We start from the raw sequence: 26030 nt of genomic DNA, 5'->3' as shown, positions 1-26030 counted from the left end.
AGTACACTCCCACGCATCTTGCGGGGTCCTTATCACTATTCAGAGGTGCGCATCAGTATGGGAAAACGGTTCAGGGTCCATTCGGTCAGCAGTGCCATTGGTCGCGCCATGGTGTTGATCCTCTTCATGGCCAGCCTGATCGCGCTGGTCGCCATGGTCACCCTCTTCTACTCGGTGCCCGATGCCAAGGCGATCAACCTCTCCGGTTCGCTGCGGATGCAGGCCTACCGGATGGCCTACGAAATCGAGCGGGGCGACAGCGTGCTGGGGCGCCTCTCCCAGTTTGAAGAGACCCTGCACGCCGAAGAGCTGCAGGAGACCCAGCGCTGGATCACTCCTGCCTCCCTGCGTCGCACCTATGGCGAGGTGCTCGGCCAGTGGCAGGTCATGCGCCAGCACATCGAGGATCGTACCCCCAGACGGTACACCGATAACACCGAACAGTTTGTGGCTGCCATCGACAATTTCGTCAATCAGATGCAGTACCACGTGGAATTCAAGGTGCGGATGCTGGCACTGGCAGAGGGGCTCGGCCTGCTGGCCATCATCACCATCGCCTGGTTCACGGTGCGCTTCACCCGCCAGCAGGTGGTCGCCCCCCTCAACCAGCTGGTCTACTGCGCCCGCCAGATCCAGCGCCAGGATTTCGATCTTCAGTTGCCCGCCCACGGCGAAAACGAGCTGGGGGAGCTGTCGCGCGCCTTCGTCACCATGGCCGACGAGCTGGGCAAACTCTATCGGGAGCTGGAAAACAAGGTGGAAGAGAAAACCGCCAAGCTGCAACAGGCCAACGACACCCTCTCGTTTCTCTACTCGACCGCCCAAAAGCTGCACGCTGCCCCGCTCAGCACCCGTACCCTTATCAAACTGCTGGACAGGGCTGCCGCCCACCAGCATATCGACCACATCCGGCTGACCCGCTTCGAGCACAACGCCATGCCGGTCTACATCTCGGGGCGCACCGGCTGGCCCGGCGATCTCGATGCGGTCGCCAGCTTCTATCTGCAGATGGATGAGCAGGAGTTCGGCCGCCTCGACATCATCAGCCAGCACCCCATCGATGAGCGGTTGATCAAGAACTTCACCATGCTGCTGGCTCAGGTGCTGCACAAGGATCAGACCCTGCTGCAACAGCAGCGACTGCTGCTGATGGAGGAGCGGGCGGTGATCGCCCGGGAGCTGCACGACTCGCTGGCGCAGGCCCTCTCCTATCTCAAGATCCAGTCCACCCTGCTCAAGCGCTCTTACGCCAAGGGGCAACATGACAAGGCGCAGGAGGCGATGCAGCAGATCGACGAGGGGCTTAGCAATGCCTATACCCAGTTGCGCGAACTGCTCGGTACCTTCCGTCTCACCATTGGCGATGCCAATCTGGGGGAAGCGATCCGCGTCATGCTTGATCAACTGCAACCTCAGACCCAGGCCGAAATCCGGTTCCATTACGGACTGGCCGACAACGACCTGGAGGCGGGCCAACATATCCACATTTTGCAGTTGATCCGTGAGGCAGTGCTCAATGCCATCAAACATGCCAACGCGCAAGTGATTGATGTTAGCTGTGAGACCCTCGCCAGTGGTAACATTGAGGTTCAGATTTCAGATGACGGTGTCGGGATCGGACTCGCCAGCTCGGCGATCAACCATTACGGGTTGAGCATCATGAACGAGCGCGCCAGCAAACTGCACGGTCTGCTGACCATCAACGAGCAGCAACCACAAGGCACCTGCGTGCATCTGACCTTTCCCACCAGTCTAACGAGAGACGCCTGATGGACGAGATGAAATACACAGTTCTGGTCGTAGATGACCATCCCCTCATGCGCAAAGGGATTGTGCAGCTGCTGGCTCTGGAAGAGAACATGGAGGTGACCGGTGAAGCCTCCAACGGCACAGATGCCGTGGCGCTGGCCAAAGAGTCAGAGCCGGATCTGATCCTGCTCGATCTCAACATGAAGGGGCTCTCCGGCCTCGATACCCTCAAGGCGCTGCGCGCCGAGGAGATCACCTCCCGGGTAGTGATCCTCACCGTCTCCGATGCCCGTCAGGATGTGGTGGCTTTGCTCAAGGCCGGTGCCGACGGCTACCTGCTCAAGGATACCGAGCCTGATCTGCTGCTGGCCCAGCTGGCCGACGTGATGACCGGCAAGCAGATCCTGAGCGAACCGCTGCGCCCCTATCTCGAAAACATCTACGAGCTGGATCACCTGCAGCAGAAGCTGGAAAGCTTAACGCGTCGCGAAATGCAAATCCTGCGCGAAATTGCAAAAGGCCTCTCCAACAAACAGGTCGCCTCGGTACTCCATATCTCCGAGGGAACGGTCAAGGTTCACGTGAAGAGCCTGCTGAAGAAACTCGAGGCGCAAAGCCGCGTGGAAGCGGCTGTCATGTATCTGGAGCAGCGCAACTAAGCGCCCTCAACCGCCCGAAAAGCCACCCTCCGGTGGCTTTTTTCATTCTCTGGCACAGTCGCTGCATTGTCATATTCAGCAACTACTCAATGGAGGATGGAACATGAAACTACAACCTTTGGCACTGTTCCCCTTGCCTTCCCACATACTGCCGGGCGGCAAGCTTCCTCTTCGTCTGTTCGAGCCACGCCACCTGCAGATGCTCAAGGAGTCATTCATCAACGATCAGGGCTTTGGCATCGTGATGGAAGAGTCGACCACCTCGGGACAATCCGGCCGCATTCTGCCGGTGGGCACCCGGGTCAAGGTGACTGACTTCTACAGCCTTAATGATGGCCTGCTGGGAGTGACGGTGCTGGGACTGGAGCGCTTCTGCATCCACGAGATGGAAACAGACGAGATGGGCCTGCGCCGGGCCAAGGTGGAGATGCTGCCCAACTGGCCGAGCACCCACTCAGATTTCAACGACAAGCTGCTGGTCAATCGCCTGCGGGAAGTGTTCGAGCAGTATCCGGAGCTTGATGAGCTCTATCCGGACAAGCGCTTTGAAGATGCCGCCTGGCTCTGCCAGCGCTGGCTCGAGATATTGCCGATGCCGATTTATGAAAAGCAGATGCTGATTGCCAAACAAAACAGCGAAGCGGCCCGTAAATTTCTGCATCGCCTGATTTCACAATGACAAAAACAGCGTTGCAAAATGCAATTATTCCAACAATGAAAATGTGAAATTCGCATTTTGCGAGTAAGTAGGAATGCAAAACGCCATAACAAGAGAGAGCCGCTGCGCTAAACGGCCAAAATTGAACACAAAAGAGTCCTAAAAAAGTTGGCACAGATTTTTCATATAGATTGATACAACCCGATTTATCCCGTGCTCTCTTCAGTATTTGCTGAAGAACTGGTCAACCCACAAAGTTGACCATTTTTTTTATCCGCGTGTCGGCAACCGCTGACCAAAGTGACGCTGCAAACACTCTCTCAACCGTGACAAGGTGATAGGCTTGGCGAGAAAGTCATCCATCCCCTGCGCCAGACAGCACGCCTTGTCCTCCGCCATCGCATTGGCCGTCAGGGCGACGATAGGCATGGTGCATCCCAACTCACGCAAGCGTCGGGTCGCTTCCAGTCCGTCCATCAGGGGCATCCGCATATCCATCAGGATCAGATCCGGGAGCTGCTCATCCACCTGCGCCAGCGCTTCCAGACCATTGGCAGCCAGCCGAACCTTGCCCACCAGTTTTTGCAGCATCAGCGACACCACCAGCTGATTCACCGGGCTGTCCTCCACCACCAGCACATCCAGTGGCAACAGTGCCGAAGCCCCCTCCTCCCGCTGCGGCTGGCTATGGCAGGGTAGCGCCATGCCGGGCAGTTCGAACCAGAAACAGCTTCCCTTGCCCGGCTCGCTCTTCAGGTGGATCTCTCCCCCCATAAGCGTCACCAGACGCTTGCTGATGGCAAGACCGAGGCCGGTACCGGAAAAACGCCGGGTGGCCGAGTTGTCGACCTGGGAGAAGGGTTCAAACAGCAGCGCCTGATCCGCATCAGCGATCCCGATCCCGGTGTCGGAGACCGAGATCAGCAGCTTCTCATCCTGCCAACCCAGATGGAGAGTGACCTCTCCCTGTTCGGTAAATTTGAGGGCGTTGTCCAGCAGATTGCCCATCACCTGGGTAAGACGCACCGGATCTCCCTGCAGCTCGGCAGGGACAGCTTCATCTACCCCATAGCTCAGTGTTATGCCCTTGCCGTCGGCACGGTTCTGCAACGGTTCGATCACGGATTGACACAACTGGATCGGTTGCAAGGTCTCGCAATGGAACACCAGGGTCTGGGACTCGATTTTAGAGAAATCGAGCACATCGTCGATGATGGTCTGCAGCAATCTGGCAGAGTGGGTGGCATGACGTAGCAACAGCTTCTGCTCGGGTGCCAGCTCGGCGTGTAGCACCAGGTCGAGCATCCCCAGCACCGCATTCATGGGGGAGCGGATCTCGTGGGTCATCATGGCAAGAAACTGGGATTTGGCACGGTTGGCCGCCTCCGCATCGTCCCGTGCCCGCGCCAGCTCCTCTTCACGATGGATCTGGTGGCTGATATCGCGTGCGGTACCGCGATATCCCGTAAAAGCCCCCCCATGATCAAAACAGGGTTCGGCACTCACCTCCATCCAGCGGGGGCCGTCGAGCATCGCAACCTGCATGCGTACAGCCCGAACCGGTTTACGCTGCTCCAATAGGTCGAGATATGCCTGTGACTCGGTACTCTGCTTGTTGCAGACATAGTCATAGAGGGTCGGCCGGGTTGCCAGCGGGGTCATCTCGTCAAGGTAACCGGGCTCGGAAGCATAGCTGAGCCGGTGTTCGGCATCGGTCTCCCAGAACCAGTCGGAGGCCATGGCGGCAAAACTGCGAAAACGGCGTTCACTGGCCTGCAGGGCCTGAGTTTTTAAATCGACCTGCTCCTGCAAGCGGGCCCGATAGGCAATGTTGACCAGCGCTTGTGAAATCAACGGACGGCAGCGCTGCATGGCCGCCTTGCTGGTCAGATCGAAGGAGCCGGCCAGCGAGTGCCGACAGAGGATAACGGCGGTAAAGCCGGGGGCCTGCAGCCCGGTCAGCATCAGGCTGGCCCAGCCCGGCTCGCTCGCCAGCGGTGCCAGCTCAGGCAACTGGAACGGGTCATAGATCACCAACGTCTCTCCGGCAATGGCACGAGCAAAGGCCGGGGTCATCAACCAGCTGCGACCGCACTGTTCCGGCTCGGTACTGAGGTGGGTGATGCCCTGTTCCCCACTCCAGGCCACCACATCCGCATGTTCAAATCCAATAAAGGGCTTGAGCACTTGAATGAGGCTCTCCAGCACCTGCTCCAGCGTTTTGGCATCAGCCAGTGTAGCCACCCCTTTCAGCAGGGTATGGGATTCATGACGATACTTGGCCTCGCGCTCACGACAGCGCATAAGATCGACCAGGGTCGCCTGCAGTTTGTCGCCAAGGGCTTCCAATTCACTGTTGCCAATCATCTTGTATCCTGCTCTGCTCAAGCGGTCAGAAAGATCACACTCGATACCATCAGGTTGCCGTGGGCCAGCTCGCCATTGGGCAGCCGCCCCTGCTCGCCGAAGGTAAAGGGGGTGATAAAAGGGATCTTGCCGAGGCGAGCCTGGCTCTGCTCGACAAATTGGCACAACATATCACCTAGCGCCAAACGGCAACCAGCACAAAAGATAATAAGCGCGCCTATCGGCAGCAGCTCGGCATCGACACCATAGGCAGGTTCGATCCGAATAGCGTTAAGGCTGCGCTGCAACAGCCCCTCCTGGCTGCTGTACATCAGCAGCAGGCGCTCCCCTTGCACCACATCGGTAAAAAGCCGCAGCCCCCCCTGTTCGGTCACCGCCTCGGGATGGGAGAGCTTGTAGTAAGGAATGCCATCAAGAGCCCCCACCTGACGGGCCAGCGGGGTGAGCGTGGTCTCCCGCAAAATCGCCCCCACCGGCCAGGACTGCTCACGCCCACACCATCGGGCATAGACCTCAGCGGCGGGCAGGTGATCGATGGTGAGTACCTCCCGCCCATCACAGGCGGTGATCTCGCCGCTGAACTCGGCAGGCACGTAACCGGAGTGAAACTGAAAGGCCAGCTGGCAATCGGGGTAAAGCACCGCCAGACCGATCCCATCCTGAGTCACCGCATCATCCCAGCAGAGCTGCCAGTCACCGCTGACGCTGCTATCAGCCGCGGATCCACCGACCACCGGCACCGAGGCACCGAGTTCTGCCTCGATTCCGGCCAGCAGCCCCTCCTCCTTGCCGGGACTGGCATGAAACAGGATCAGCTGGGGCAGCTCGCCCGGTCGACCACAGTCGCTCATGGCTCGGCGCAGCAACTGCCGCACATCCACCCCGTCACCGCTGGCACCGGCTACCCCGAATGCCCCTTTCTCATCGTAAAGAGCAGCAACCGCCAGCCCATATCCGTCTCGGGCGTGGTGTCCCATCTCGGTCATGACACCACCGCAAGAGCTGCACCCAAGCAGGCGGGTCGTCGGGAACTGGCCTTTGAGCGCGTCGCGCAGTATCGCCCCCTCATGGGCTTGGGTAAAATAGAGCAACAGCAGGGAGGGGGCCTGATCGGCATGGTGGCGCAGCTGCGCGCAGATATCTTGGGCCGCCAGCGATGAATTCTGGGCGAGGGAGTGAACGGTCAGAAATTTCAACACCATCTCCTTGTTTTATCGAATGGCAGCCTCAAGCAAAAATCATACCTTTATCAAACAATTATCTCGCTTCGCTTGCTAACATAGCGGTCAACTGAGACCAATGACAGGACGCCCATATGTGGCAAAAAAACATCAATGACTTCGATCGGGTCGTTGCCATCGGTGGTGGCCACGGCATGGGACGAGTGCTTTCGTCCCTCTCGTTTCTCGGTCAACGGCTCACCGGCATCGTCACCACTACCGATGATGGTGGCTCGACCGGACGCCTGCGCAAGAGTCAGGAGTGCATCGCCTGGGGCGATCTGCGCAACTGCCTGAACCAGCTGGTCACCGACCCCAGCATCGGCAGCCTGTTGTTCGAGTACCGCTTCGCCGGCAAAGGCGAGCTGGCGGGCCACAACCTTGGCAACCTGATGCTGCTGGCGCTCGATAATCTCTGTGTCCGTCCTCTTGATGCTATCAAGCTGATCAGTGACATGCTCAAAATCGAGTCACAATTGCTACCCATGTCTGAATTTCCCACCGATCTCTGCGCCCATATGGAGTGTGGCACCCAGATCCTGGGAGAGGTATCCATCGATCAACTGGCAACCCCTCCCCTCTCCCTCGGCCTGATGCCGGAAGTGCAAGCGACCCGGGAAGCGGTGCTGGCATTGCAGCAGGCGGACATGATCATTCTTGGGCCGGGCAGTTTTCTCACCTCCATCATGCCGCCACTGCTGCTGGCCGAGATCGCCCAGGCCATCAACGAGAGCAGCGCCATGCTGGTTTTCGTCTGCAATCTGGTGGCGGAAAACGGTCCTGCCAGTCAGCTGGATCTGATGAGTCAGTGTCGCTGGCTGGAGTCCCGGGTCGGCCAAGGTCGGCTGGATGCCATCCTGGCCCCACAAGGCGCGGGTGATGCGGGGGATTGGCAAGGGCGTGTGATCGAAGCCGAGCTGGGCGAGCTTGAGTTGCCCCATCGGCATGATCGGTTGAAGCTGAAACTGGCGCTGGATCGGATCATCCAGCAACTGCTCAACCAGCGTTAGGCAACGGTCACGGCGCCCCGGCATCCCTGCATGGCGCCGTTACTGATAATCGGCAAGAAACGCGAGCACCTTCGGCAAGGATGCCTCCAGCAGTTGCAACTGGCGCTCTACCTCGGCCACATCGGCCTGCTTGCTGGCCATCTCCAGCGCCATCACCTGCTGATAGCTCGGCATGGCGCCGTAGCTGCCACAGGATGATTTCATGCTGTGCGCCACCCGAGCCAACGCCTCCCACTCCCCCTGCTCGTAGAGGGGTCTGAGCTGACTCAGCTGCTCGCCCACCTCTTCAATAAAGACTGCGATGACCACGGGCAGCATATCCGGACCGATATCCTCTGCCAGCTGCTGCAACACCTTGCGATCCACCCACTCCATGCGAGGCTCCTCCAGAACGGTATTCAAACAGACCATACTATAGATAGTTTTCGATGTCGTGGCTCACGACCAGGCAGTGATGAAGCACCCGATTGGATGGCTCAGGGAATAAAGTGGCAAAAAATGTGATCAGTATCGAAATAGCGATGCTGAAACGCCCCTCAAGACAACAACTTGATTGCCACAAATTAACAATTGATCAACACTCAATGCCGTCAGAGTGATGATGCTCAGCAACACCTCTCATCCCTTTTGCCTTTTATGGCTGCTGCGAAGAACCAGGGTAGGTATCTACTCTGGTATTTTTTTATCTTGCTCAAGCGCAACCCGATTGGTCGCCACCCGCTCCCCCATGCGAAACAGATTGAATTCGCCGGGCGCCATTTTGACCCAATTCTCATTGCCGGTCAGCGGACGGGTGGTGATCAGGGTCACCACATCGTTGGGGGTGGTCTCCCTTTGAAAGTCGATCACCACCTCCTCATCCAGCAGGCTCGCCTCGCCAAAGGGCGCACAGCGAGTCAGCCAGTGCAGGTTGTTGCTGCAGTAGCTCATCACATACTCCCCGTCCGAGAGCAGCATGTTGAATACCCCAAGCCCCCTGAGCTCATCACACAAGGTGGCCATATAGCGAAACATGGCGGGAAAGTTGGCGGGACGCTTGGGGTACTTCTGCTCCAACCGGTCGAGCAGCCAGCAGAAGGCGTGTTCGCTGTCGGTATCCCCTACCGGACGGTGGCGACCGGTTGGCAGCTTCTTGTAACCGGTCAGCTGACCGTTGTGAGCGAAGGTCCAGTAACGGCCCCACAGCTCACGGGTAAAGGGGTGGGTATTTTCCAGCGACACGCAGCCACGGTTGGCCTGCCGAATGTGGCTGACCACGGCGCAGCTCTTGATGGGCAGCGCTTGTACCAGTCTGGCGATGGGAGATTGGGCGCTGGGCTCGGGATCCTTGAAGGTGCGAAAGCCCTTCCCCTCGTAGAAGGTGATCCCCCAGCCATCCTTGTGGGGCCCTGTCTTGCCGCCGCGCAGCATCAACCCGGTAAAGCTGAAGCAGATATCGGTCGGCACATTGGCACTCATGCCGAGCAGTTCGCACATATCCGGCAGACTCCTTTCATGATTTGGCTTGTATCATGTTCGACCAGCACGCTGGTTCGACAGACAGCAGGGGAAGGCGCAATTCCTTCCCCTGTGACTGGCAGCACCGGTCGATGACAAACCATCAACCTGTGATGCCCTTGTCCGGTAGCGTGGCCTGATTACTTGGCCATCTCTTTTTCGACCAGCTGGATCAGGATGTGGATCACCTTGATGTGCACTTCCTGAATACGGTCGGCATAGCCAAAGTGCGGCACGCGGATCTCGACATCCGCCAGACCGGCCATCTTGCCGCCATCCTTGCCGGTCAGAGCGATCACTTTCATCCCTTTGGCGCGGGCAGCCTCGATGGCTTTCAGGATATTGCCGGAGTTGCCGCTGGTAGAGATGCCAAGCAGCACGTCGCCACGACGGCCGACCGCTTCCACATAGCGGGAGAAGACATAGTCATAGCCAAAGTCGTTGGAGACGCAGGAGAGGTGGCTCGGATCGGAGATGGCGATACCGGCATAACCCGGGCGGTTCTCGCGGTAACGACCGGTCAGCTCTTCGGCAAAGTGCATGGCATCACAGTGGGAGCCACCGTTGCCACAAGAGAGCACCTTGCCCTCTTCCTTGAAAGAGTCAGCCAGCAGTTTGGCGGCCGCTTCGATGTTTTTCAGGTTCTGCTCATCAGCCAGGAAGGCCTGCAGCACGCTGGCAGCTTCGGTCAGTTCATTGCGGATCAATTCTTGGTACATGATGTCTCTTCCACTGTTTTTAGTGTGCGTGTAGATCGCGGCTATTCTCGCACAAGCGAATCGCACAGTCGCCCCCCTGCGAGCCACAGCGCTGGCGGCGCGTGAGCGTTATGGGGATCACAGAGAGAAGGTAATGAAGATGTAAACAGCTTGATAACTTTGTGCGTATGAATTACAACAGGGGCCATATCCAACAGGTCAGACCTCTGGATCAGTTACGCCACGTTGGCAACCTAACCACGCAAGGAGCAAGCAATGACGACGACCCTCACTCTGCTCGGGGTGATCCTGGTTATCGGAGCCCTGGCCTATCGCCGGGCATCCCTGTTCATCTCCACCTTGGTCACCGGCGCCGCCCTGGTGCTTGGCGCCATCTATGGTCATGTGCCCTTGCTGGTATGGGCGCTGTTCGCGGTGATCGCCATCCCGCTCAATCTGGTGGAATTTCGCCGCAATCAAATAACCAAGCCGCTGTTCAAGATCTACAAATCGATCATGCCGGAGATGTCCCGCACCGAGAAAGAGGCGATTGAAGCGGGAACCACCTGGTGGGAAGCCGATCTGTTCGCGGGCAACCCGGACTGGAAAAAACTGCACGCCATCCCGGTCAGCGCCCTCTCTGCCGAAGAGCAGGCCTTTATGGATGGCCCGGTCGAGGAAGTGTGCCGCATGGTGAGCGACTGGGAAGTGACCCACGAGCGCGCGGATCTCTCCCCCGAGGTGTGGCAATACCTGAAGGACAACAAGTTCTTCGCCATGATCATAAGGAAAAAATATGGCGGTCTGGAGTTCTCGGCCTACGCCCAGTCCTGCGTCCTGCAAAAACTGTGCGGCGCCAGCGCCGTGCTCGCCTCCACCGTCGGCGTACCCAACTCGCTGGGCCCGGGCGAACTGCTGCAGCACTACGGTACCGACGAGCAGAAAGATTACTACCTGCCCCGCCTGGCGGTAGGTAAAGAGATCCCCTGCTTCGCCCTGACCAGCCCGGAGGCAGGTTCGGACGCCGGTTCCATCCCCGATTTTGGCATCGTCTGCAAAGGCGAGTGGGAAGGGAAAGAGGTGCTCGGTATGCGCCTCACCTGGAACAAACGCTACATCACGCTCGCCCCCATTGCTACCGTGCTGGGTCTGGCCTTCAAACTGCGTGACCCCGAGCTCCTGCTGGGTGAAGAGGAAGAGCTCGGTATCACCTGCGCCCTCATTCCCACTCACATCAAGGGTGTCGGCATCGGCCGTCGCCACTTCCCGCTCAACGTGCCGTTCCAGAACGGTCCGACCCAGGGCAAGGATGTGTTCGTCCCGCTCGATTTCATCATCGGTGGCCCGGCCATGGCCGGTCAGGGCTGGCGCATGCTGGTCGAGTGTCTGTCGGTTGGCCGCGGTATCACATTGCCCTCCAACAGCACCGGTGGCGTCAAGATGCTGGCCCTGGCGAGCGGCGCCTACAGCCGCATCCGTCGCCAGTTCAAGCTGCCCATCGGCAAGATGGAAGGGATTGAAGAACCGCTGGCCCGCATCGGCGGCAACGCCTACATCATGGGCGCCGCAGCCAACCTGACCGTGACCGGTATCGACCTTGGCGAGAAACCCTCGGTCATCTCCGCCATCGTCAAATACCACCTCACCGACCGTGCCCAGAAGTGCATCATCGATGCCATGGACATCCACGGTGGCAAGGCCATCTGCATGGGCCCCAACAACTATCTGGCCCGTGGCTATCAGGGTGCCCCCATCGCCGTTACGGTGGAAGGGGCCAACATCCTGACCCGCAGCATGATCATCTACGGTCAGGGCGCTATCCGCTGCCACCCGTATGTACTGCCGGAGATGCTGGCCGCCAGCCACCCCGACAAGGAGCAGGCGCTGAAGGATTTTGACAAGGCGGTATTCAGCCACGTCGGCTTTGCCATCAGCAACCTGGTACGCAGCTTCTGGCTCGGTATCACCGGCGCCCGCTTTGCCGCGGCACCGTACAAGGATCAGACCAAGGGCTACTACCAGCAGCTCTCCCGCCTCTCGGCCAACCTGGCGTTCCTGTCAGACATGGCGATGGGCACCCTGGGTGGCGAGCTCAAACGCAAGGAGCGGGTCTCCGCCCGTCTTGGCGACGTGCTGAGCCAGCTCTATCTGGCCTCCAGCGCCCTCAAGCGCTATCAGGACGAGGGACGCCAGCAGGCCGACCTGCCGCTGCTGCACTGGGCACTGCAAGATGCCATGTTCAAGGCACAAGAGGCGATCGACGAGCTGCTGCGCAACTTCCCGAACCGCTGGATTGGGCTTGCCCTGCGCGCCGTGGTGCTGCCGCTGGGTCGTGACCTGAACCGTCCGTGCGACAAGCTGGATCAACAGGTTGCCCGTCTGCTGCAAACCCCGAGCGAGACCCGCAGCCGCCTGGCCAAGGGCCAATACCTGACGCGCGAAGAGGGCAACCCCTTCGGCCTGCTGGAGCAGGCGCTCGATGACGTGCTGGCCGCCGAGCCGCTGTTCGAGAAAGTCTGCAAGAGCGATGGCATCAAGCGTCCCTTCATGGCGCTGGACAAGGTGGCCGACATCGGTCTGGCCGCTGGTGTGCTGACCCAGAGCGAAGCCGAGCTGCTGCGCCGCGCCGAGGTAAGTCGCCTGCGCACCATCAACGTCGATGATTTTGACCCCATCGATCTGGTGGCCAACAAGAAGCTGTTTGAAGCCTCCGCTTACCATCACGCGGCCTGATAACCAGCTATCGACAACGCCTCCCTTGTGGAGGCGTTTTTTATGGGCGCTCACCACTATTCACGGCCCGAACAGTCACCACTCGCACGCACAGCTCCCCCGACCAGCTGCGGGCCCCGTGTGGTCAGCCGGGAAAAAAGGCACAATAGCTGACAAATCGAATCACCAAGGAAGCCAAGATGACCCTTGAGCACCTGATCCTGTGGCGCCGCGACCTGCACCGCCTGCCGGAAGCAGCCTGGAAAGAGTTTCGCACCACCAGCCTGATTGCCCACCACCTGAGCGAGCTCGGTTATCGCATCGTGCTCGGCGACAAACTGCTGGCCAGCAATCTGATGATGGGCCGTGATGTGGATGTGGCGGCCGAGAAGGCTCGCGCCCGCCGTCAGGGGGCCCATCCCGACTGGCTGGAGCGGATTGGCGATGTCACCGGGCTGATGGGGGAGCTGGATACCGGCCGTCCCGGCCCGACCCTGGCCTTTCGCTTCGACATCGATGCGGTGGAAGTGGAAGAGTCCGACGCCGAACAGCACCAGCCGCAGCAGGAGGGTTTTGCCTCCCACAACAAGGGGTGGATGCACGCCTGTGCCCACGATGGCCACACCGCCATCGGCATGGGGCTAGCCAGCCAGTTGATGGCGATGAAAGAGCAGTTGTGCGGTCGCATCAAGCTCTTCTTCCAACCCGCCGAAGAGGGGTGCCGCGGTGGCAAGGCGCTGGCTGCCGGTGGCGCACTCGATGACGTGGATGCCCTGCTCTCGCTCCATATCGGCATTCACGCTGGCAGCGGCGAGCTGGTGATCAACCCCACCGAGTTTCTCTGCTCCACCAAGTTCGACGTCCACTTTATGGGCACCGCCGCCCACGCCGGGCTCGAACCCAATGCCGGCAGCAATGCACTGGCAGCCGCCTGCATGGCCACCACCGCCATGCTCGGCATTCCCCGCCACCGCGACGGCATGACCCGCATCAACGTCGGCCAGCTTCACGCTGGCAGCGGCCGCAACGTCATCCCCGATCACGCCGAGCTACGCGGTGAAACCCGCGGCGCCGATAGCACGCTCAACGACTACATGTTCAGTCAGGTACAGCGCATCGTCGAAGGTACCGCCCTCGCCCACGGCGTCACCTACCGCATCATCAAACAGGGCGAGGCCATTGCCCTCGACAACAGCCCGGCCCTGCAGGCCGAGCTGGCGGCGCTGGCCCGCAAGCAGGGGCTCGCCACCATCCAGACTCGCCGCTTTGGCGCCAGCGAAGATGCCGGTTTTCTGATGGAGCGGGTGCAAAAGCAGGGGGGCGAAGCGGCTTACCTCATCCTGGGGGCCGATCTGGCGGCGCCGCACCATCACAACGAATTCGATTTCGATGAGCGGGTGATGCAAAGCGGGGTCGAGCTACTGGCCGCCTGGGCCCGCGCCCGGCTGGGTGTGATAGAAGCAGCCCTCTCTTGATATCCCTTCGGCCAGTTCACCGGCTAACGGGATCAAAAAAAGGCGCCTCGGCGCCTTTTTTCTGCAAGAAAAACCTGAGCACTACTCGCGGAGCTTGCGATGTACATCGGGGCGGCCACCGGTCACGCTATCGGCTCGCCCCTCCTCTTTGGCCTTCTCGGCCCGCTTTTTGCGCATCTCGCGGGGATCGGCGATGAGTGGACGGTAGATCTCGATACGATCGCCGTCGTGCAGCGGCTCGCTCCCTTTCACCGGGCGGCTGTAGATACCGAACTTGTTGACCGACAAGTCAATCTCGGGGTGCTTTTGCACGATGCCGGACTGCTCGATGGCCGCCAGCACGCAAGTCTCGGGCGCCACCCGCAGGGCAATCACCGTCTGCTGCTGCGGCAAGGCATAGACAACCTCGATATTGAGCTGGTCAGACACCGTAGACCTCCTTCGCCCGGTTGGAGAAGGCGGAGACCATGGAGCTCACCAGATCGCGGAATACTTGACCAAATGCCACCTCGATAAGCTTGGAGGTAAACTCGAAATCGAGATCAAACTCCACCTTGCAGGCGTCGACATCGAGCGGGGTAAAGGTCCACCAGCCCGCCAGCTTGCGGAACGGGCCATCCACCAGCTCCATCCTGATCTGGCGGTTCACATCCAGCTGATTGCGGGTGGTAAAGGTCTTGGCAATCCCCGCCTTGGCCACATCGACCGACGCCATCATGTAGTCATCGCCAGCCTCGTGGACACGGCTGCCAACACAGCCGGGCAAAAACTGCGGATAGGCATCCACATCGTTAACCAACTTGAACATCTGTTCTGCACTGAACATCACCAGGGCACTGCGCGTAATTCGGGGCATGGCTTTTCCTCATCCAATCGGCGCGATTTTATCACCATGTTTGGGGTTGTGGAGGTAAAACCTCAGCCAAACCGCTCAGAAAGCCACCACTTGACCTGCTGCGCGTTTTACAGCCGCCCCTGCCTACGTATAATACGAGCCTCCTAGTCATTGCCGGAAATCGCCCGTCATGAGCAAAAAAAACAGTAAAAACAAAGCCGGGTCCAGCACCATTGCACTCAACAGAACCGCGCGCCACGAATACTTCATCGAAGAGAAGATCGAAGCGGGTCTGTCCCTGCAAGGGTGGGAAGTCAAATCCCTGCGGGCGGGCAAGGCCAACATCAGCGAAGCCTATGTCATCTTCCGCGATGGCGAGGCCTATCTGTTCGGCTCCAGCTTCCTGCCACTGCAAGCGGCCTCCAGCCACGTGGTATGTGACCCGACCCGCACCCGCAAACTGCTGCTGAGCCGTCGTGAACTCGACAAGCTCGAAAGCCTGATTGCCCGTCAGGGCTACACCATAGTTCCCCTCGCCCTCTACTGGAAACAGTGCTGGGTCAAGGTCGAGATCGGCCTGGTGAAGGGCAAGAAAGAGCACGACAAGCGCGAAGATACCAAGGCCCGCGAGTGGGATCGGGAAAAAGCCCGCATCATGAAGAACAAGCATCGCGGCTAACCTGCTACTGGCAGGATCAGGACGTCAGTTCACCTTCCCCCAGCGCAGCTGGCTCTTCAGGTTTAGCTGCGTACAATAAATCGGCAAACAGACTGGCTGCCAGAGGGAATGGGTATCAACGCCTTGCTATGACAGCATTTTTGCGTACAATCGCAATTAACAACTTGGGGCTGATTCTGGATTCGACAAGATTCACGAAACCCAAGGTGCATGCCGAGGTGCGGTAGGCCTCGTTAATAAACCGCAAAAAAATAGTCGCAAACGACGAAAACTACGCACTAGCAGCTTAATAACCTGCATAGAGCCCTTCTACCCTAGCTTGCCTGTGTCCTAGGGAATCGGAAGGTCATCCTTCACAGGATCGTGTGGAAGTCCTGCTCGGGGCGGAAGCATTAAAACCAATCGAGCTAGTCAATTCGTGGCGTGTCTCTCCGCAGCGGGTTGGCGAATGTAAAGAGTGACTAAGCATGTAGTGCCAAGGATGTAGTAATTTTGGACGGGGGTTCAAATCCCCCCAGCTCCACCACCTGCTAAAGCCCTGATTCGTCAGGGCTTTTTCTTTATGGCTGGTCAGGGAGTGACACACTGAGGTGTCACATATGCTCTATCCCGGTCTCATCAAAAACCACTGTGGTGTCTACTGCTACCGCCTGATCTTCCCCCCGGCCCTCCGCCAGTACGGAGCTCCTCGTGAGACCCGTTTCTCACTCGGCACAAAAAATCGCGCTAAAACGGGAGAATTGTGGATCCATGCTTTCAAAATTGACAGGCTCCTACTTGTAGTGGTCAACTAAATCCGGACACTTGGTTAGGCCGATCTTCGGCTTTTGCTGGCGGTATCCCATTATTGTGGTGATGTGGACGCCGCCAGTTGTAGTAATCCATCAGGTAATAACTGATATCTCGTTTCGCCTCTCGCAAGCTCATATATCCCATAGCCGGGAGCCACTCTGACTTCAGGCTTCTGAACAGTCGCTCCATCGGGGCGTTATCCCAGCAGTTTCCACGACGACTCATGCTCTGGGTTATGCGATAACGCCACAGTCGTTGCCGAAATGCCCGGCTGCCATATTGGCTGCCCTGGTCGGAGTGAAATAGCACACCGGATGGGCAACCCCGCTACTGATAGGCCATCTCCAGTGCTTTGATTGCCAATTCTGCATCAGGTTTATCAGACATCGCCCAGCCCACGACCCGCCGGGTGTACAGGTCAAGCACCGCTGCCAGGTAATACCAACGACCACCTGCCCAGACGTAGGTGATATCACCACACCTGATTGGGTTGCTGGACATCAAATTCGCGGGCCAGCAGATTGGGAGTGCCCGGTCGTTCAGACCGAGCGACCTGATAGCGATGAGCGCCCGGTTGCTTGGATACCAGACCGGCTTCCTTCATCAGGTTACGTACTTTGAATCGACCAATCTGATACCCCAACTCCCGCATCATCGACATCAAGGCACGGCTGCCTGCCGAGTTCCGGCTCACTTTGAACAAACGGCGCAACTCACAGCGATGCTGCATGCGCTCACGGTTAATCGTCCGCCTGCGAGCCAGATAGTCGTAAAAACAGGATGTTGGAACATCGAAAGCGCAGCAGACCAGGGTGATGGGGGCTTGCTCCCTTAATCGGTCTATCAGCGCGTACGTGTGAAGTCGTCCGACATCAAGAGAGCAGTAGCCTTTTTTAGAATGACCTTTTCACGTTCGAGTCGGTTGATACGGGCTTCCAGCTCCTGGATTTTCTGCTGCTCAGGAGTTAGCGCTTTGCTGATTGGGGTTGTGCCACTGCGTTCGGATTGCAGTTGCTGAACCCAGCGACGAAGTACGGTTTCACCGACGTCCAGTGAACGGCTGGCTTCGGGGACTGAATATCCCTGGTCGAGCACCAGGGATGCGGCTTCGAGTTTGAATTCGGCAGTAAATGAGCGACGTAATCTTGTCATTGAACACCTCAAGTCATGGTGGCGACTGTACCACCTAAAATGGTGTCCGGGATGATTAGACCACTACATTATTACCCTACATTAAAATTTCATTGAACCTTGCAAAGTGCGAAGTTTAAACGATTAGCTACCAGTCTCTCAATGCAGAGTGGTCGCAATCTCAACGTAACACCAAACATCGAGGCATCTGAACGGCAAGATTACGGGTAGGTTACGGGGGCGATCCTGACAAATCCTGTGCCTTGGGAGATATGCCCTAACAGGCTATAGGTTGCAATCTGTTGGGCCCAGTGTTGGGCCAATTAACCATATAAAACAAAGGGTTAGCTTCGATGAGAAGCTAACCCTTTGTTTTATATGGTGCCGATAAGGGGGATCGAACTCCTGACCTTCGCTAGTAGTTAAGATCTCCAATAGACAATTGAAGTGTAAGATTGTGAGTTTGACAAACTCTCCAAGCGAACTACCCTTTGAGTCAGAGTGGTGATTGCAAGGATGACATGATGCAACTAACAAAGGCACAACGGATTGTTCTAATACATCATTTGCCTAATACGGATGCATATCTGTCCACCTACCCTATCAATAATCATTCTCAACCTATTACAAATGGTGACTACTATATAACAGATCTCAATAACTCATCTGACTCAGATGATAGCGTTTATCTATTTCCAATATTACTAGAGGCCGATGGAACACCGTGGTATTTAGCCAATCTTTTTCTACTTAAAATAGCAATCGACAATAGAGATAATTACAAAGATACAAGGGACATACGTAAAAAGGCTTCCCTCCTGCTCGATTATAAGATTTTTTGCGAAAGCGTAAGAAATAATAACAACGAACTGACACCAATTGATCTCTTCGATTTCAAACACTCATTAAAATCCAAACGACCTACATGGCGGTACTATTCACATCTGATGCATGTGGAGAAACCAAGACCTGGATTATTAAATGCAAAAACAGGTGCTGTATATCAATTTTATAAGTTTGCTGCAACGCAGCCGAATATTGACTTAGATCTTGAAAGAGTAGAAAAACTAACCAGCTTTACTGTTTTTAAACAAACCGCCTCTGGAAATCTTTATCGCATCGATGGTGAAAAGCGCTCTCAAACTGTCAGAACAGCAGAGCCAGCACCTGTTAGCATTGGCTATGTCAGAGATGAAGGAGAGGATTTACGACCCCTGTTTCAAAAAGAACTGGATGCGCTATTAGATGCATTACAGACTGGTGAATTCGAAATAGATGAGAAGTTAATAGTTTATCTTGCATTATGCACAGGGGAGAGAAAACAGACCATTCTCACTATGCGAATGAGGCATTTGAAATTTTTTGAGGATCAGTATTTAAGCCAAAAGAAAATGAGTTATAAGCTATTTGCGAATAGCCAAAATGGTTGCGATACAAAATATGATAAACCTCACATTTTGCATGTGCCTGCCTGGTTGGGCGAAAAAATAAAAACATGGGCATATTCAAAAAAAGCCACTGAGCGCAGAGAAAAATTCAAACAAAAATTCGGTGATATTTTTAACGATGATGATATGTATCTGTTTTTAAGTCCTACAGGAGACTGTCGATATATGTCGCATTTAGATCCACGCTACAAAATGACACTATCGCCAGCACTCGGCCAAGTAACGAGAAATTTGAAATACAAATTACTGCGGATTACAGGAAATAAAATATCACCCGACTTTTCATTTCATTGGCTCAGAGCAACATTCGCCCTACTTTTATATAAAGGATGCCAAAAACTGATTGCAGAAAAAAAGATGATGGCAGGGTCAGAGCTCAACCATATACGCTATCGTCTACATCATGCGCATCAATCTACTACTGAGAATTATTTAAAGTTATTCAGCCAAACCAGTGAACTACTAGAGGCTCAAGAGACATTTGAAAATGTCCTCTTCGGTGATGTATTGCAGAACAAAGATATATCCGATGAGGTCAAATGAAAATGGATCAGATAAGACATCCTGACATGATCACAAGAGAAACTATCGATCTCGAAACGAGCCAACTACTTACGTATGAAGATGCACCTGAAAAAGTTTGCCTTTTGTTACCAAAATCTATACTCAAAAATTCATTTGATATTGGCATAATTGCATACAGTGTTAGAGGTATGAAATATAAGCCTCAAAAAAATATACAACCAGTTTGCATTGATAGTTTACAAAAAGAGCGACAATACTTTTTAACTTTGCTGTACGATCATATAGTAACTCAAAAATGGGAAGATACATCCATTTTAACTTTTCTAAAGTATATTCGAACCATTCTAAACTGGACTGACAGTAACAACTACGCAGATCTATTTAAAACACCAGGGGCATTTCGTTTAGCATATATTGCGTTTACAAATCATCTAAACGACCAAATTTACCATAGAAAAATACAACCCATTACTGCTTGCCCTAGGCAGAGAGCCATGAAAGACATGGCCACAATCCATTTTGGGGAGGAAGAAAGTAAACATATCACCTCTGGCATTATAACTATCACCTTTGAAACTCAAGATGAAGATGCACCAGAAAAGTCGTTAGTACAACACAACGCTGAAGTATTTCTAGCTATCGCTAAAGGATATGGCTCTGCTGTTTTAGAAATGCAACCGTATCCTTGGTTACTGAAAATGCCTAACTATCATACTTATGTCTTCCCATCAAACCGCAGCATTAAAACACCATTTACAACCACTTATGCAGACATGTATAACTATAAGGAGGGTAGATTATCTACCGCAGATGAACTAAGTAATATTAACCATAGAACCAAATTTAAGAACTCTCAGGATATAAAGAGGTCACAAAAATGCATAGAAAAACATAATAGTCTTGGCTTAAATAGCCCTTATCGGATAGCAGATGCAGCAATGGCTTTAAATGCATATATGCAAGTTTTTATGCTAATGACTGGATCCTATGGTACTGAAGCTAGGAAAATTATTTATGAAAACACTCTTAATATTGAACGTCATATTACTAACAATAGCTTTAGAGCTGTGAAATTTAGAGCAGGTGGTAAGACTGTAGAATACAGCCTTGGCTCCCAACATGGCTTAAGGATTTTAAAAGACTACCTGACATTTCGCGAATATATTTTACAGGGAAAAGAGTTTAAATATCTATTCTTTAGAATAAATAACAATGGTGAATATGTTCAATATACAGAGGCAAACATAGCAGGCTTAGTGACACGAGCAAGAAAATTCTTCTTTTATAAAAAAGCTTCAATTTTACGTAGTCGTAAGGTAAGGAAATTTAAAAGCGTTCACTATCATGAAGAGAAACATGGAACAAAAATAACCGCCAAGGCCCTAAATCATGATGAAAAAACAAACCAAAAATCATATACACCATCGTCACCAGATACCAGCAAAAAAGAACTAGGTACACTATGGTCAGCAATAAAGAAAGCAGCCAAAGAAATTAAAATCACAGAAGATAAAATAGGGAGTGATATATCAATCTCTACCGGCCACTGCTCTAATAAAGGGAATCCAGAAAAAATACAGGAATACACACCAATTGAACCAGACTGTAAAAAACAATTCGGTTGTTTATTTTGTTCCAAATACATAATTCATGCAGATCGTGATGATATACACAAAATATTAAGCGTGCGATACGTCATAGAACAGGTATTGAAAATGTCAACTGACACTCAAAGAACAGAAAAACTTCTTAGGGTGCTTTGCGTACGTATTGATTATCTAATAGAGCGTTTGCAAAATTACTCTGTTAAAACAAAAATGCTTATAGATAAACTGTATGTTGATGTTTTTGAGTATGGTGATTTAACAACATTTTGGTCTTTTAGGCTAGAACGTTATGCTGAAATGGGAATGATATTATGAATGTTATTACCAACAAATTGTATAACTCCCAAAGCCACTCAAACTCCAATATATACAGGCCAGACGAATTTTCTGGAGAATTAGACACAACACCTCCATCGGATAATTTTGTTCTATGTAAGGATTCAAAGGGAAACCCAACCGCGATATATGGCAATGATATTTGGAATTTTACTCCTTACGCCCCCCTTGGAAGTTCAGCCTCTAACCTAGATTTTAAATCGATTTGTGGTGTGAACGAGGAACACTCGTTACAACTAAGAAAAGAAGTCAAATGGCTTATGTTTTGTCTAATTTACAAGTCAGGTTCTGGGCGGCTGGGTCGGTTATCCACTTCAACCTTATATGAGTATTTTCGTGTTATACATAATATTACAGACCTAGCCTCAAAACTTAGCAACAACCCATTCAACAACCGACTAATTTATATTCGCGACGTGCTAGAAAACAAAGCAAATATACAAGCACTTGCTCATAGTAAAGACAGAAGTAAAAAATCTTTAAATAGCCTCATTTCAAAACTGGTTGATTTGGGGAAGGATAAAATTGGCTATACTGTTTGTTGTGTAAAACTATCTCGCAACAAAAATAAGGAAAAGCAACACCCTGTGATACCCGTTTCTTTATACCTTCACCTTGTAAATGCACTCACGGATGAGATGGAGAGATTACATTCTGGAACATCAAAAATAACTGCATTTTTAGTTAGGTTTTCGGAGAAAGGTTATGGCCTAACACACTCGTCTCAGAAAAAGACCAAAGTTAAATGCCAGCCAACAATGCAAGAAGCGATTAGGGCATATGACCTAAACAGTATTTTTCCAAATGTTACAACAGTGCATGAGTTATTAAGCAGCATTAAACAGATACAATTTACATTAAAAACTGCAATTCACCTATATACTGGCATGCGTCATCAGGAGGTTATGCGTCTACCATTGAATTGCATATCCACTATTGATATACATAAAGAAGAAAAAGACAATAGTGGAAAAGTTGTTGTGCCAGCAAGAATGATAAAACTTATTTCCACCACAACAAAATACACTGGTTACAGAAAAGAAGATGCTTGGTATGCACCAGATATTATCGTTAAAGCCATTGAAGTATTACAACGCATTGCTAAAGGGCTATGTTTCGGGTCAGAAATTGCCTGTACAAGTGAAACGCCTCTATTTTTAAGCGCAGGCATTTTAATAGCACCGGTTAATGAAATTAATAACGAGGGCAAGCATGCACTATTCGGTAAAATCAAGAACCTGGGACTACCCCAGTGGTTTCTAGATGCGGTGATAACCGAAAAAGATATGGAACTGTTGAAAGCGAGCGATCCTTCCCGCGACTTCGAAAATGAAAGAGACGGTAATGGAGAATTAAAGTTCAAAATTGGTGGTGTATGGCCATTGACTAGCCATCAACTCCGCCGCTCTCTAGCATTTTATGCATGTAGCTCGGGTTTTGTCTCTATCCCCACATTGAAGCGTCAGTACAAACATCTAACAGCCGAAATAACTAAATACTACAGTCGAAACCATCAGAATATCGTTTCGATCTTCGGGCACTATGATGCACAAACAGGAAAATGGATGCTTCCTGAAACACACGTTATTTTCGATTGCCAAGCAGCCTTCACCATGGATGTTGCGGAACAATTTATTAATGACCTACTAGAGGATGAGCCACTATTTGGTAAATCAGGTAGCTATATGTCGAGACAAGCAGAACGAATTTTTGATGGTGAGGTCAGTATTGTTGAATTTAGAGCGACAACAGAAGAAAAAATTAAAAATGGCGAAATCGTATATAATAAAACTCTGTTGGGGGGTTGCACTAACATCAATGGGTGCGATTGCCGTATCCTAGGTGAGTTTACTGATTGTTTAAGCTCGGATTGTGCTGTAATAAAACGGGATAAAGTAGAAAAACAAATCCTTGAAATTCAAAAGGCAATGCAATTCTATGCACCAAAAGATGGTGAATATCAGGTATTAGAGGCTGAATTAGACAGTCTTAATAAATTTAAAAAATATCAAATGAACAAGGATTAAAGTTATGAAGAGCAATAATGGATTGGAAAAGTGTTATGCTGCCTTCCAACGATTAAAAGAGGGTAAGCCTGAACTGGCGAAGTACAAAAACTTAGCTCCATCAGCAATTACCCTCTCTGTTGTATCACAAGAAGCAGGTTTAGATGCAGGGTATTTAAAACCGAAAAGAGAAAAGCATCAACCACTAATCACGCTCATCAACGCATACAAAAATGAAATAGAGTCTCCTAGAACAATACAAAAGCGAAAACTTGAAAGTATTAAATTAGCTAAAGATTTAGGTGAGGAAGAGATAAAGTCACTAAAAATGCAGTTAGATGCCGCATTAGGCAGAGAATTACTATTGGTTCGCCAGTTACAAAAACTTGAAGAAAAAATTGAAGAGTTAAAAAAAGATCTAAATACCAATATATTGCAATATTGAATACAAACATGACAGATACAAGATCAGTACAGATCGAGTTATCACCTGACACCGATCTCAAACCAGTGTCTTGTTTTGGCTACGTTTGGGCATACTGCCTTTTAGAGCCTATTCAACGTGCTGTAGGGGACAGCCCTTCAATCATCCAGCATCATGGTAAGTCCGCTCCTACGCATCCTCTAAAGTTCAATGAGCTCGCCTGGTTAGGAAGTAATCAATATCCCCTTTGTAACCGAGCAAACTGTCGAGCCAGCGGTTGCTTACATAAGTCTGATGATTGCGTAGAACTGCTGACTGCCATCAGCTGATTACCACCACTTCTTAAGTGGGTCATCAAAATGGCTATCTCTCCTTGCCTTGTTCATCAACTCCCTTTTCTCTTGTTCATTCAAACTAACCAAGTTATGAGAAAACTCATTAAAAAACAGCACAGGCTTAAATAAATATTGTGTTGAGTCAAGAAATTCATGATTCACTCGCATCGAGAGATACTCAAGTTTATCAACGAACCTATTGTAAACCCAGCCACTTCTACGGCCTTTATTCCTGGCAGCCTCTGCAAGAACCTCTATCTCTCTCGTCAAGAATGAGCTAACCAGCTCAGCCTGTGCAGGAACATTTGCACACAATGTTTTAAATGAATCAACCCACCACCGCTTAAACGGAATAGAGGAAAATGCACAACTACCGCCAAGCCAGGGTGACCGATACCCAATATCTAATCTACGAGTCGCCTCGTTTGAAGACAAAGGGAAAAATTTTTCAATACTATCGAGTCGTGAGCAGAGACTGAAGCCTGCTGTCCCCTCTGCTTCGTATACCTCACCAGTGTTGTAGCTGCCGATGTGGTGGTATAGAACCGTACCAAAGGGGGCACTGCGTTGGTCTTCCACTAACAGGTATAAAGCAATAGACCTACAATCTCCCAGATCCCACCCAACTTTTAAATCTTCACACAGGCTAGCGTTGGTCGAAAACGTGCTATTAAATTCATTTATTATATTTAATAACTCAGTCATCTTTAATCCCCTTTGAATGCAGCTATCTGTAATACAGATCGTCAATACAAAGCTAATAAATTAGCTCGCACAGCCTGTACAGTTCTAGTTATCCTCTGACACCGGCCTCAAACCAGTGTCTTGTTTAGGCTACTTTCGTGCGCCCTTCCTTTGGTATCAATTTCAGACCTTTTTCAACGTGCTGTAGGAGTGTGTGATCTCTGCCCCTGCCCATCCTCTAAAGCCAAATGAGTTAACCTGGTGAGGGAGTAATCGAGGACTCCCTTTGCAACCAAGCAATCTGTCTGGATTGGGCTCCATAGGTCTGATAATTGCGGTAGATTTCGTAGAACTGCTGGCGGCTGTAGCCGATGAGTTTGCGTGCTTGACTGACGCAATTGAGTTCCTTGGCGAGCTCTAGTAGACGCGCCACTTTCTTGTCGGTGGTCATACGGTGACCCCAGATAACACACTAGGAGAACCATTTGGCATCCAGCTTGAATCCGTATGACCACAATCTTTAGTGAGCAGATGTCAGGTGATAACCATCTCCATACACCTTAGCTATACATCCAGAAAATCACTTATGATGAATAGCGATTCCACGATGGAGTTCCCCTAGCAAAGTTATTCAGGTTACTCCACCTTTGACCTCTGTCCTCTACATAATGATTTAACGAATTATTTTTAAGGTACTTTGTTACAACCGGATAAAGGCCGAGATATTCTTGCCCTTCAAAGTTTTGATTCTCGAAATCTACGAGTGGCAGAATCGCAACTTGATTAGGCTTGTGCCCATCAAAGAAACCTAGTTCCCAAGGCATCCATTTTGAGCTGGATGCATTATCGGTGGCGATGTACATCATAGAACTAGATAATTTCATGCGTTCCCGAAGAACCGCAGCAGTCTCCTTATTCACGGAATTACGATCTAATTGGCGATCAACAACCCAATCAACATAGACGCGCAGACCCTGCTTCTGCAACAGGGTCATAACCCCCAGCACCAGCTCTGCATCATCACTAGAGTGAGAGAGAAATACATCGAACCTTTCCTGTTCTTTGTAACTCTCCATACCTTCTCTCAGTACAGTATTTGCTGCTTTATAGCCACGAGCAGATGCGGCAGCTGCTCGTGCTTCGCTTTTTGTAAAATAGGCCATCTTATCTTCCTGTTGATTAC

General features: G+C 52.3%; 20 protein-coding genes, 1 other RNA gene and 2 pseudogenes. 12 read left to right on the top strand and 11 right to left on the bottom strand.

Annotated features, from left to right (window positions below; all coding sequences use genetic code 11):
- The first annotated feature begins 57 nt into the window (after positions 1-57).
- From narQ to G5380_RS04560, 3 genes are all read left to right on the top strand, one after another.
- Positions 58-1770: a nitrate/nitrite two-component system sensor histidine kinase NarQ gene (gene narQ / locus G5380_RS04570; RefSeq protein ID WP_279505429.1), complete on the top strand. Its 1713-nt coding sequence runs from the start codon at positions 58-60 to the stop codon at positions 1768-1770.
- On the top strand, positions 1770-2408 hold the full coding sequence (narL, locus tag G5380_RS04565) for a two-component system response regulator NarL (protein ID WP_005334471.1): 639 nt from the start codon (positions 1770-1772) through the stop codon (positions 2406-2408). Before narQ ends, narL begins: the two co-directional genes overlap by 1 nt.
- Before the next feature lie 103 nt (positions 2409-2511).
- Positions 2512-3087 (top strand): LON peptidase substrate-binding domain-containing protein, encoded by a 576-nt coding sequence (locus G5380_RS04560; RefSeq protein WP_201937094.1) that lies wholly within the window; start codon positions 2512-2514, stop codon positions 3085-3087.
- A 249-nt stretch (positions 3088-3336) separates the two neighbouring features.
- Here the strand turns inward: G5380_RS04560 and G5380_RS04555 are convergent, their stop codons facing one another.
- Complete coding sequence (locus G5380_RS04555; RefSeq protein ID WP_421352432.1) at positions 3337-5433, bottom strand: ATP-binding protein; 2097 nt, start codon at positions 5431-5433, stop codon at positions 3337-3339.
- Between the two features lie 17 nt (positions 5434-5450).
- Positions 5451-6635: an FIST signal transduction protein gene (locus G5380_RS04550; protein ID WP_421352431.1), complete on the bottom strand. Its 1185-nt coding sequence runs from the start codon at positions 6633-6635 to the stop codon at positions 5451-5453.
- A gap of 113 nt (positions 6636-6748) precedes the next feature.
- On the opposite strand from G5380_RS04550, the gene G5380_RS04545 reads away from it, so the two are divergent.
- Positions 6749-7663 (top strand): gluconeogenesis factor YvcK family protein, encoded by a 915-nt coding sequence (locus G5380_RS04545; RefSeq protein ID WP_005334480.1) that lies wholly within the window; start codon positions 6749-6751, stop codon positions 7661-7663.
- A gap of 39 nt (positions 7664-7702) precedes the next feature.
- Here G5380_RS04545 and G5380_RS04540 read toward each other — a convergent pair whose 3' ends face one another.
- The 3 genes from G5380_RS04540 to lpcA all read right to left on the bottom strand — a co-directional run bounded on the left by G5380_RS04540 (position 7703) and on the right by lpcA (position 9879).
- Positions 7703-8038 carry an Hpt domain-containing protein gene (locus tag G5380_RS04540; RefSeq protein ID WP_204481248.1) on the bottom strand — a complete coding sequence of 112 codons (336 nt, stop codon included), beginning with the start codon at positions 8036-8038 and terminating at the stop codon, positions 7703-7705.
- 291 nt (positions 8039-8329) lie between these two features.
- Positions 8330-9139, bottom strand: coding sequence for a class II glutamine amidotransferase (locus G5380_RS04535; protein ID WP_421352430.1), 810 nt, complete (start codon positions 9137-9139; stop codon positions 8330-8332).
- Positions 9140-9300: 161 nt separating this feature from the next.
- Positions 9301-9879 carry a D-sedoheptulose 7-phosphate isomerase gene (gene lpcA / locus G5380_RS04530; RefSeq protein WP_005334485.1) on the bottom strand — a complete coding sequence of 193 codons (579 nt, stop codon included), beginning with the start codon at positions 9877-9879 and terminating at the stop codon, positions 9301-9303.
- A 255-nt stretch (positions 9880-10134) separates the two neighbouring features.
- Between lpcA and fadE the strand changes: the two genes are divergently transcribed.
- Both fadE and G5380_RS04520 read left to right on the top strand, forming a co-directional pair.
- Positions 10135-12591 (top strand): acyl-CoA dehydrogenase FadE, encoded by a 2457-nt coding sequence (gene fadE / locus G5380_RS04525; RefSeq protein WP_421352429.1) that lies wholly within the window; start codon positions 10135-10137, stop codon positions 12589-12591.
- Between the two features lie 179 nt (positions 12592-12770).
- Positions 12771-14045 (top strand): amidohydrolase, encoded by a 1275-nt coding sequence (locus tag G5380_RS04520; RefSeq protein ID WP_058059899.1) that lies wholly within the window; start codon positions 12771-12773, stop codon positions 14043-14045.
- Positions 14046-14126: 81 nt separating this feature from the next.
- On the opposite strand, the gene G5380_RS04515 is transcribed toward G5380_RS04520, so the two are convergent.
- Together G5380_RS04515 and G5380_RS04510 are read right to left on the bottom strand one after the other, a co-directional pair.
- On the bottom strand, positions 14127-14474 hold the full coding sequence (locus G5380_RS04515) for an RnfH family protein (protein ID WP_058059898.1): 348 nt from the start codon (positions 14472-14474) through the stop codon (positions 14127-14129).
- Positions 14467-14901: an SRPBCC family protein gene (locus G5380_RS04510; RefSeq protein ID WP_005334496.1), complete on the bottom strand. Its 435-nt coding sequence runs from the start codon at positions 14899-14901 to the stop codon at positions 14467-14469. Before G5380_RS04510 ends, G5380_RS04515 begins: the two co-directional genes overlap by 8 nt.
- A 169-nt stretch (positions 14902-15070) precedes the next feature.
- Here G5380_RS04510 and smpB point away from each other — a divergent pair, with 169 nt between their 5' ends.
- Both smpB and ssrA read left to right on the top strand, forming a co-directional pair.
- The gene (gene smpB / locus G5380_RS04505; RefSeq protein ID WP_005334498.1) at positions 15071-15559 is read left to right on the top strand and encodes an SsrA-binding protein SmpB; all 489 of its coding nucleotides are present in this window, start codon (positions 15071-15073) and stop codon (positions 15557-15559) included.
- Between the two features lie 166 nt (positions 15560-15725).
- Positions 15726-16085: a transfer-messenger RNA gene (ssrA, locus tag G5380_RS04500) on the top strand.
- A 260-nt stretch (positions 16086-16345) separates the two neighbouring features.
- Here ssrA and G5380_RS04495 read toward each other — a convergent pair.
- Positions 16346-17503 (bottom strand): annotated as a pseudogene (locus G5380_RS04495) (IS3 family transposase).
- A gap of 500 nt (positions 17504-18003) precedes the next feature.
- On the opposite strand from G5380_RS04495, the gene G5380_RS04490 reads away from it, so the two are divergent.
- The 4 genes from G5380_RS04490 to G5380_RS04475 are packed head-to-tail and all read left to right on the top strand — an operon-like array spanning position 18004 to position 23849.
- The gene (locus G5380_RS04490; RefSeq protein ID WP_421265977.1) at positions 18004-19473 is read left to right on the top strand and encodes a hypothetical protein; all 1470 of its coding nucleotides are present in this window, start codon (positions 18004-18006) and stop codon (positions 19471-19473) included.
- Positions 19470-21377, top strand: coding sequence for a hypothetical protein (locus tag G5380_RS04485; RefSeq protein ID WP_127008741.1), 1908 nt, complete (start codon positions 19470-19472; stop codon positions 21375-21377). Before G5380_RS04490 ends, G5380_RS04485 begins: the two co-directional genes overlap by 4 nt.
- Positions 21374-23425 (top strand): hypothetical protein, encoded by a 2052-nt coding sequence (locus G5380_RS04480; protein WP_127008739.1) that lies wholly within the window; start codon positions 21374-21376, stop codon positions 23423-23425. Before G5380_RS04485 ends, G5380_RS04480 begins: the two co-directional genes overlap by 4 nt.
- Positions 23426-23429: 4 nt before the next feature.
- Positions 23430-23849: a hypothetical protein gene (locus G5380_RS04475; RefSeq protein ID WP_421265979.1), complete on the top strand. Its 420-nt coding sequence runs from the start codon at positions 23430-23432 to the stop codon at positions 23847-23849.
- 308 nt (positions 23850-24157) lie between these two features.
- Here the strand turns inward: G5380_RS04475 and G5380_RS04470 are convergent, their stop codons facing one another.
- From G5380_RS04470 to G5380_RS04460, 3 genes and pseudogenes are all read right to left on the bottom strand, one after another.
- Positions 24158-24868 (bottom strand): hypothetical protein, encoded by a 711-nt coding sequence (locus G5380_RS04470; protein ID WP_421352428.1) that lies wholly within the window; start codon positions 24866-24868, stop codon positions 24158-24160.
- Positions 24869-25157: 289 nt separating this feature from the next.
- Positions 25158-25298 (bottom strand): annotated as a pseudogene (locus G5380_RS04465) (IS481 family transposase); the annotation flags it as partial.
- A 133-nt stretch (positions 25299-25431) separates the two neighbouring features.
- A complete protein-coding gene (locus tag G5380_RS04460) occupies positions 25432-26010 on the bottom strand; it encodes a TIR domain-containing protein (RefSeq protein ID WP_182927756.1) in 579 nt (192 codons plus the stop codon).
- Positions 26011-26030: the final 20 nt, after the last annotated feature.

Source organism: Aeromonas sp. 604443 (assembly GCF_049170315.1).
In the GTDB taxonomy this organism is placed as follows: domain Bacteria; phylum Pseudomonadota; class Gammaproteobacteria; order Enterobacterales; family Aeromonadaceae; genus Aeromonas; species Aeromonas veronii_A.
The sequence above is the reverse complement of the archived record's forward strand: the minus strand, read 5'-3'. Positions and strand labels throughout refer to the sequence as shown.